Origin of the sequence: Cyanobium sp. LEGE 06143, from assembly GCF_015207535.1 — a bacterium.
Taxonomy (GTDB): domain Bacteria; phylum Cyanobacteriota; class Cyanobacteriia; order PCC-6307; family Cyanobiaceae; genus NIES-981.
The window spans coordinates 1-5,795 of sequence record NZ_JADEWP010000170.1 but is presented as its reverse complement, the minus strand read 5'-3'; the positions used below and the strand labels follow the sequence as shown (position 1 = coordinate 5,795).

The window sequence follows — 5,795 nt, the reverse complement described above, 5'->3', positions numbered from 1 at the left end:
GACATGCCCAAGCTCAAGACCCGCAGAGCAGCCGCCAAGCGGTTCAAGGCCACCGGCACCGGCAAGTTCATGCGTCGCCGGGCCTTCCACAACCACCTGCTCGATCACAAGAGCCCCAAGCGCAAGCGCTACCTGGGGACGATGGCCGTCGTCGACGAGCGCGACGCCGACAACGTCAAGGGCATGCTGCCCTACGCCTGAGGGCACCGGCCACCGCTACGCCTTCCCTTCATCTCCACCTGATTCCCTGCCATGGCCCGCGTCAAGAGGGGCAACGTTGCCCGTAAACGCCGCAATAAAGTTCTGAGATTGGCCCGCGGCTTCCGCGGCGGCAATGGTTCCCTCTTCCGCACCGCCAACCAGCGGGTGATGAAGGCCCTCTGCAATGCCTACCGCGACCGTCGCCGCCGCAAGCGCGATTTCCGTCGGCTCTGGATCGCTCGCATCAACGCCGCGGCGAGGATCAACGGCGTCAGCTACAGCCGTCTGATGGGCGGCCTCAAGAAGGCGGATGTGCGCCTGAACCGCAAGATGCTGGCCCAGCTGGCCGTGGTCGACCCCACCAGCTTCAGCAGCGTCGTCGGCTCCGCCAAGGCCTGATCGCCGACCACCCGATCCCTCCTCCCAGCCCCGGCGCCCCTTGGAAAACCTGCTTCCCCAGGCCTATCTGATCGGCCTGGTCGTCTTGCTCGGCGGTGCTGCCGTGGTGGTGGCGCGCCAGATCTGGAAGGTGCGCCAGGACGAGGTCACCCTGGCGCGCCTCGAGCGCCAGGGTGGTCAAGGTGACCAGACGGAGGCCAGGGATGCCGCCAGCCTCTATGAGCTGGGCTCCGTGCAACTGCGCAAGCGCCTGTTCGGCCAGGCGGTGGAGAGCCTCAGCGAGGCCCGCCAGCTGGCCACGGCGGAAGAGGCCCCGGCGGAGGCCCTGGCCCTGATCGAGAACGCCCTGGGCTTCGCGCTGGCGGCCCAGAAGAATTACAAGACGGCCCTCAAGCACTACCGGGCTGCCCTCAAGGCCAAGCCTGACTATCCCGTGGCCCTCAACAACCTCGCCTACGCCCTGGAGAAGGAGCAGGACCCCGAGCAGGCCCGCGCCACCTATCAGAAGGTGCTCGAACTCGACAGCGGCAACCGCACGGCCCTCAAGCGCCTGAACAGGCTGGAGCGCACCCAGGGGAAGGCGGCCTGAAGGCCGCCAGCCTCACCAGAGCCCGCGCACGGGCGCGATCGGCGCCGGCCCCCCTGGGGCGCTGACGGGCTGAGACTGGGGCTGCAGCTCCAGGCGTCCGCCGGAATTGGTGAGCCGCGGGGCATTCCAGCCGACAAGGGCGAGCCCCTGCTGACCCGAGAACATGCCGCCCATCTCCAGGCCGCCCACATTGCAGCGGCAGAGCAGGATCAGATCGAGCTGGTCGGACTCGGCATTGAGGTTGCCCTGCACCGCCGTCGAGGCGCCGTTGATGGTCATGGTGCCGCGCAGATCGACGATCTGACCCACCGCTCTCAGCTCGGAGAGGCTGAGGCTGGCAGGCACGACCTCACTGCCGCCGAAGGCCTGGTAGGAGCCCACCCAGGACCGCGGGATCTCGCGCACCAGCAGCTCGGCACGACCGACGGGATCGAAGGTCTCGACGCTGGAGTCGCGCTGGTCGGCGGCAGGGACGCCGAATTCGGCGGGGAGGCTGAAGGGAAGAAAGCTGTCAGCGCCCAGGAACTGCGCCGCCGCTGGCGCGGGTGTGAGGGGCAGAGCGGCCAGCGGCAGCGCGGCGAGGGGCAGAACCGTGAGCAGGAGCGTTCGAAGCACGGCAGGGCCGGAGTTGATGGGAGGCTAGAGCCATTGTGAGCCATGCGCCGGAAGCCATCGTGGTGCCCAACCCAACCGGGATCCCCCTCTCCAGCAGCGCCGCCGCCGGCGAGGCCCCTGCCGCCGGCAGCGACGACCTGCTGATCGGCGGACGCCGTTTCCGCAGCCGGCTGATGACCGGCACGGGCAAGTACGCCGATCTCGCCACCATGCAGGCCAGCCTGGAGCGCAGCGACTGCGCCATCGTCACCGTGGCGGTGCGCCGGGTGCAGAGCGGCGCTCCGGGCCACGGCGGCCTGATGCAGGCGATCGACTGGCAGCGCATCTGGATGCTGCCGAACACCGCCGGCTGCGCCACCGCCGAGGAAGCGGTGCGGGTGGCCAGGCTGGGGCGGGAGCTGGCCAAGCTGGCGGGGCAGGAGGACAACAGCTTCGTGAAGCTGGAGGTGATCCCCGACAGCCGCCACCTGCTGCCCGATCCATTCGGCACCCTGGAGGCGGCGGAGCAACTGGTGAAGGAGGGCTTCACGGTGCTGCCCTACATCAATGCCGACCCGCTGCTGGCCAAGCGGCTGGAGGAGGTGGGCTGCGCCACGGTGATGCCGCTGGCCTCACCGATCGGCTCCGGCCAGGGCATCCGCAATGGCGCCAACATCGCCCTGATCATCGAGAACGCCAGCGTGCCGGTGGTGGTGGACGCGGGCATTGGTGTGCCCAGCGAGGCGGCCGAGGCCATGGAGATGGGAGCTGACGCCCTGCTGATCAACAGCGCCATCGCCCTGGCCGGCAACCCGCCCCTGATGGCCCAGGCCATGGCCCAGGCCTGCCAGGCCGGCCGCCTGGCCTTCCAGGCCGGACGGCTGCCGCGACGCCCCCAGGCCAGCCCCAGCTCCCCCGGCCAGGGGCGCGTGGGCAGCTGATCGCCCTTCCGCCGGGCACCGCATGAACTTCCGTTGACGTTCTGGCCGCGGCGGCCTGACAGCCCGGACATCTCTCCATAAGGTGAGCCCTCCTAGAGCCCTGGTCCATGCAGGTCACCGAAGAAGACGGCGGCAAGCTCAACGCCTTCGCCCGGGAGCCCCGCATGGTGGTGATGGAGGAGGGCGAGCGCAGCAGCAGCCAGTCGCGGTTGCTGCTGATCGGTGGCGCCGTTCTGGTGCTGGCCCTGGTGGTGGTGGCCGTGGGGATCAGCGGCTGAGAGCGCCGGAACGCCTGTAGTAGCTTGCCCCGATGAGCGACAGCTCGTCCTGCAGGGGTCTGGGGTTTTCGGAATGAAGGTTTCGGAATGAAGGTGTTCGTTCTCGGCGGCGATGGCTTCTGCGGCTGGCCCTGTGCGGTCAACCTGGCGGATGCCGGCCACGATGTGGTGATCGTCGACAACCTGAGCCGGCGCAAGATCGACGTCGACCTGGAGGTCGAGTCGCTGACGCCGATCGCCACCATCAGCGAGCGCCTGCGGGCCTGGGAGCAGGTGGGGGGCCGGGCGATCCGCTTCGTGCGGATGGACATCGCCCAGGAGTACACCCGCCTGCTGGATCTGCTGCGCGACGAGCGGCCCACGGCCGTGGTGCACTTCGCCGAGCAGAGGGCGGCCCCCTACTCGATGAAGTCCAGCGCCACCAAGCGCTACACCGTGGACAACAACGTCAACGGCACCCACAACCTGCTGGCCGCGATCGTGGAGAGCGGCCTCGACATTCACATCGTGCACCTGGGCACGATGGGGGTGTACGGCTACGGCTCCCACCGCGGCGCCACGATTCCCGAGGGCTACCTCACGGTGGAGGTGCCCCAGCCGGATGGCAGCCGCTTCACCGAGAAGATCCTGCACCCTGCCAGCCCCGGCAGTGTGTATCACATGACCAAGACTCTGGATCAGTTGTTGTTCCTCTACTACAACAAAAACGACCAGATCCGCATCACTGATCTGCACCAGGGCATCGTCTGGGGCACCAACACGGAGCTCACCGAAAGGGATCCCCGCCTCACCAATCGTTTCGACTACGACGGCGACTACGGCACGGTGCTGAACCGCTTCCTGATGCAGGCCGCCATCGACTACCCGCTCACGGTGCATGGCACCGGCGGCCAGACCCGCGCCTTCATCCACATCCGCGACTCCGTGCGCTGTGTGCAGCTGGCCCTGGAGCACCCCCCCGCCCATGGCGAGAAGGTGAAGATCTTCAACCAGATGACCGAGAGCCACCAGGTGGGCGAACTGGCCCGCAAGGTGTCGTCCCTCACCAACGCCGAGATCACCTACCTGCCCAACCCCCGCAATGAGGCCGTGGAGAACGACCTGATCGTGGACAACCGCTGCTTCATCGAGCTGGGCCTCAACCCCACCACCCTCGACGACGGTCTGATGGCCGAAGTGGTGGATGTGGCCCGCCGCTGGGCTGATCGCTGCGACCGCAGTCGGATCCCCTGCGTGTCGGCCTGGACCACCACCCAGGCCCAGGCCATCCAGACGGCTTGATCCGGGCGACCTGATCGACACCGCCTGCATCCAGCTCTCCCCCCCCTGCGGCACCCGAGCCTTGAAGATCGCCTTCTTCACCGAGACCTTCCTGCCCAAGGTCGACGGGATTGTGACCCGCCTGACCAAGACGGTGCAGCACCTGGTGGACCTGGGAGATGAGGTGCTGATCTTCTGCCCGGAGGGCGCTCCGGCCGAGTACATGGGTGCGCGGGTGGTGGGGGTGCCGGCCATGCCGCTGCCCCTCTATCCGGAGCTGAAGCTGGCCCTGCCCCGCCCCGCCGTGGCGGAGGCCCTCGAGGAGTTCCAGCCCGATCTGGTGCATGTGGTGAACCCGGCCGTGCTCGGCCTGGGCGGCATCTGGCTGGCGAAGACCAAGGGCTATCCCCTGATCGCCAGCTACCACACCCACCTGCCCAAGTATCTGGAGCACTACGGCATGGGCATGCTGGAGCCGCTGCTGTGGGAACTGCTCAAGGCCGCCCACAACCAGGCCAGCCTCAACCTCTGCACCTCCAGCGCCATGGTGCAGGAGCTGAGCGAGAAGGGCATCCAGCACACCGACCTCTGGCAGCGCGGCGTGGACACCGAACTGTTCCGCCCTGAACTGCGCAACCAGRTTACGCGGGAGCAATTGCTGGGCGGCCACAGCGACACCGGCAAGCTGCTGCTCTACATCGGCCGCCTCTCCGCCGAAAAACAGATCGAGCGCATCCGGCCGGTGCTTGAGGCCATACCTGAGGCCAGCCTGGCCCTGGTGGGGGATGGTCCCCACCGCCAGGCCCTGGAGAAGGTGTTCGCCGGCACCGCCACCACCTTCGTGGGCTACCTGACAGGCGCGCCCCTGGCCAGCGCCTATGCCAGCGGCGATGCCTTCGTGTTCCCGAGCAGCACCGAAACCCTGGGCCTGGTGTTGCTGGAGGCCATGGCGGCCGGTTGCCCGGTGGTGGGGGCCAACCGTGGCGGCATTCCGGACATCGTCAGCGATGGCGTCAACGGCTGCCTCTATGAGCCCGATGGCGTCGACGGCGGCGCCGCGAGTCTGGCGGCGGCGGTGGGGCGGCTGCTGGGGGATCCAGGCGAGCGCCAGCTGCTGCGCCAGGCCGCCCGCAGCGAGGCCGAGCGCTGGGGCTGGGCCTCCGCCACCCAGCAGCTGCGCGGCTTCTACTGCCGCCTGCTGGAGCGGCCCCAGCTGCAGCTGGTGGCCTGAACAGTTGCGCAACCTGAGCCGGCACGGGCTCAGTCGGGCCGGGCGCCGCCGCTGAACCAGGTGGTCATCAGGGCCTTGACCATCGGTGCCGCCACCGTGCCGCCGTAGCCCCCGGAGTTCTCGCCGAAGGCCACGATCACCAGGCTGGGCTTGTCGGCTGGCGCATAGCCACCGAACCAGGCGTGGTCGGGGCGGGGGGGATCCTCACCGGTGCCGGTCTTGCCGGCCACCGGCGGCAGGCTCGGATCGTTGAGCAGCCGCGCCGTGCCCTCGGTGACCACCATGCGCAGACCCTTCTGCAG

Annotated in this window: 9 protein-coding genes; 7 read left to right on the top strand and 2 right to left on the bottom strand. The window is 68.6% G+C overall.

From position 1 onward, the window contains the following. Nucleotides 1-3: 3 nt before the first annotated feature. From rpmI to IQ216_RS11155, 3 genes are read left to right on the top strand one after another with little or no spacing between them, the layout of a single operon-like run. Nucleotides 4-201, top strand: coding sequence for a 50S ribosomal protein L35 (gene rpmI, locus IQ216_RS11165; RefSeq protein WP_186697954.1), 198 nt, complete (start codon nt 4-6; stop codon nt 199-201). 51 nt (nt 202-252) lie between these two features. Continuing rightward, the gene (gene rplT, locus IQ216_RS11160; RefSeq protein ID WP_186697953.1) at nt 253-600 is read left to right on the top strand and encodes a 50S ribosomal protein L20; all 348 of its coding nucleotides are present in this window, start codon (nt 253-255) and stop codon (nt 598-600) included. 40 nt (nt 601-640) lie between these two features. Then, nucleotides 641-1,189 carry a tetratricopeptide repeat protein gene (locus IQ216_RS11155; protein ID WP_193815519.1) on the top strand — a complete coding sequence of 183 codons (549 nt, stop codon included), beginning with the start codon at nt 641-643 and terminating at the stop codon, nt 1,187-1,189. Nucleotides 1,190-1,201: 12 nt separating this feature from the next. Here the strand turns inward: IQ216_RS11155 and IQ216_RS11150 are convergent, their stop codons facing one another. Next, the gene (locus tag IQ216_RS11150; protein ID WP_370566715.1) at nt 1,202-1,804 is read right to left on the bottom strand and encodes a hypothetical protein; all 603 of its coding nucleotides are present in this window, start codon (nt 1,802-1,804) and stop codon (nt 1,202-1,204) included. A 59-nt stretch (nt 1,805-1,863) separates the two neighbouring features. Here IQ216_RS11150 and IQ216_RS11145 point away from each other — a divergent pair, with 59 nt between their 5' ends. The 4 genes from IQ216_RS11145 to IQ216_RS11130 all read left to right on the top strand — a co-directional run bounded on the left by IQ216_RS11145 (nt 1,864) and on the right by IQ216_RS11130 (nt 5,493). Beyond that, nucleotides 1,864-2,724: a thiazole synthase gene (locus IQ216_RS11145; protein ID WP_370561615.1), complete on the top strand. Its 861-nt coding sequence runs from the start codon at nt 1,864-1,866 to the stop codon at nt 2,722-2,724. Nucleotides 2,725-2,831: 107 nt separating this feature from the next. Further along, nucleotides 2,832-3,002, top strand: a complete 171-nt coding sequence (psb34, locus tag IQ216_RS11140) for a photosystem II assembly protein Psb34 (RefSeq protein ID WP_186697949.1) — start codon at nt 2,832-2,834, stop codon at nt 3,000-3,002. Nucleotides 3,003-3,089: 87 nt separating this feature from the next. Then, entirely contained in the window at nt 3,090-4,283 is a 1,194-nt protein-coding gene (locus IQ216_RS11135; RefSeq protein ID WP_193815518.1) for an NAD-dependent epimerase/dehydratase family protein, read from the top strand. Between the two features lie 61 nt (nt 4,284-4,344). After that, the gene (locus tag IQ216_RS11130; RefSeq protein WP_193815517.1) at nt 4,345-5,493 is read left to right on the top strand and encodes a glycosyltransferase family 1 protein; all 1,149 of its coding nucleotides are present in this window, start codon (nt 4,345-4,347) and stop codon (nt 5,491-5,493) included. Between the two features lie 29 nt (nt 5,494-5,522). On the opposite strand, the gene IQ216_RS11125 is transcribed toward IQ216_RS11130, so the two are convergent. Next, nucleotides 5,523-5,795, bottom strand: a 273-nt coding sequence (locus IQ216_RS11125; protein WP_255510606.1) for a penicillin-binding transpeptidase domain-containing protein, incomplete at its 5' end; no start/stop codon positions are given.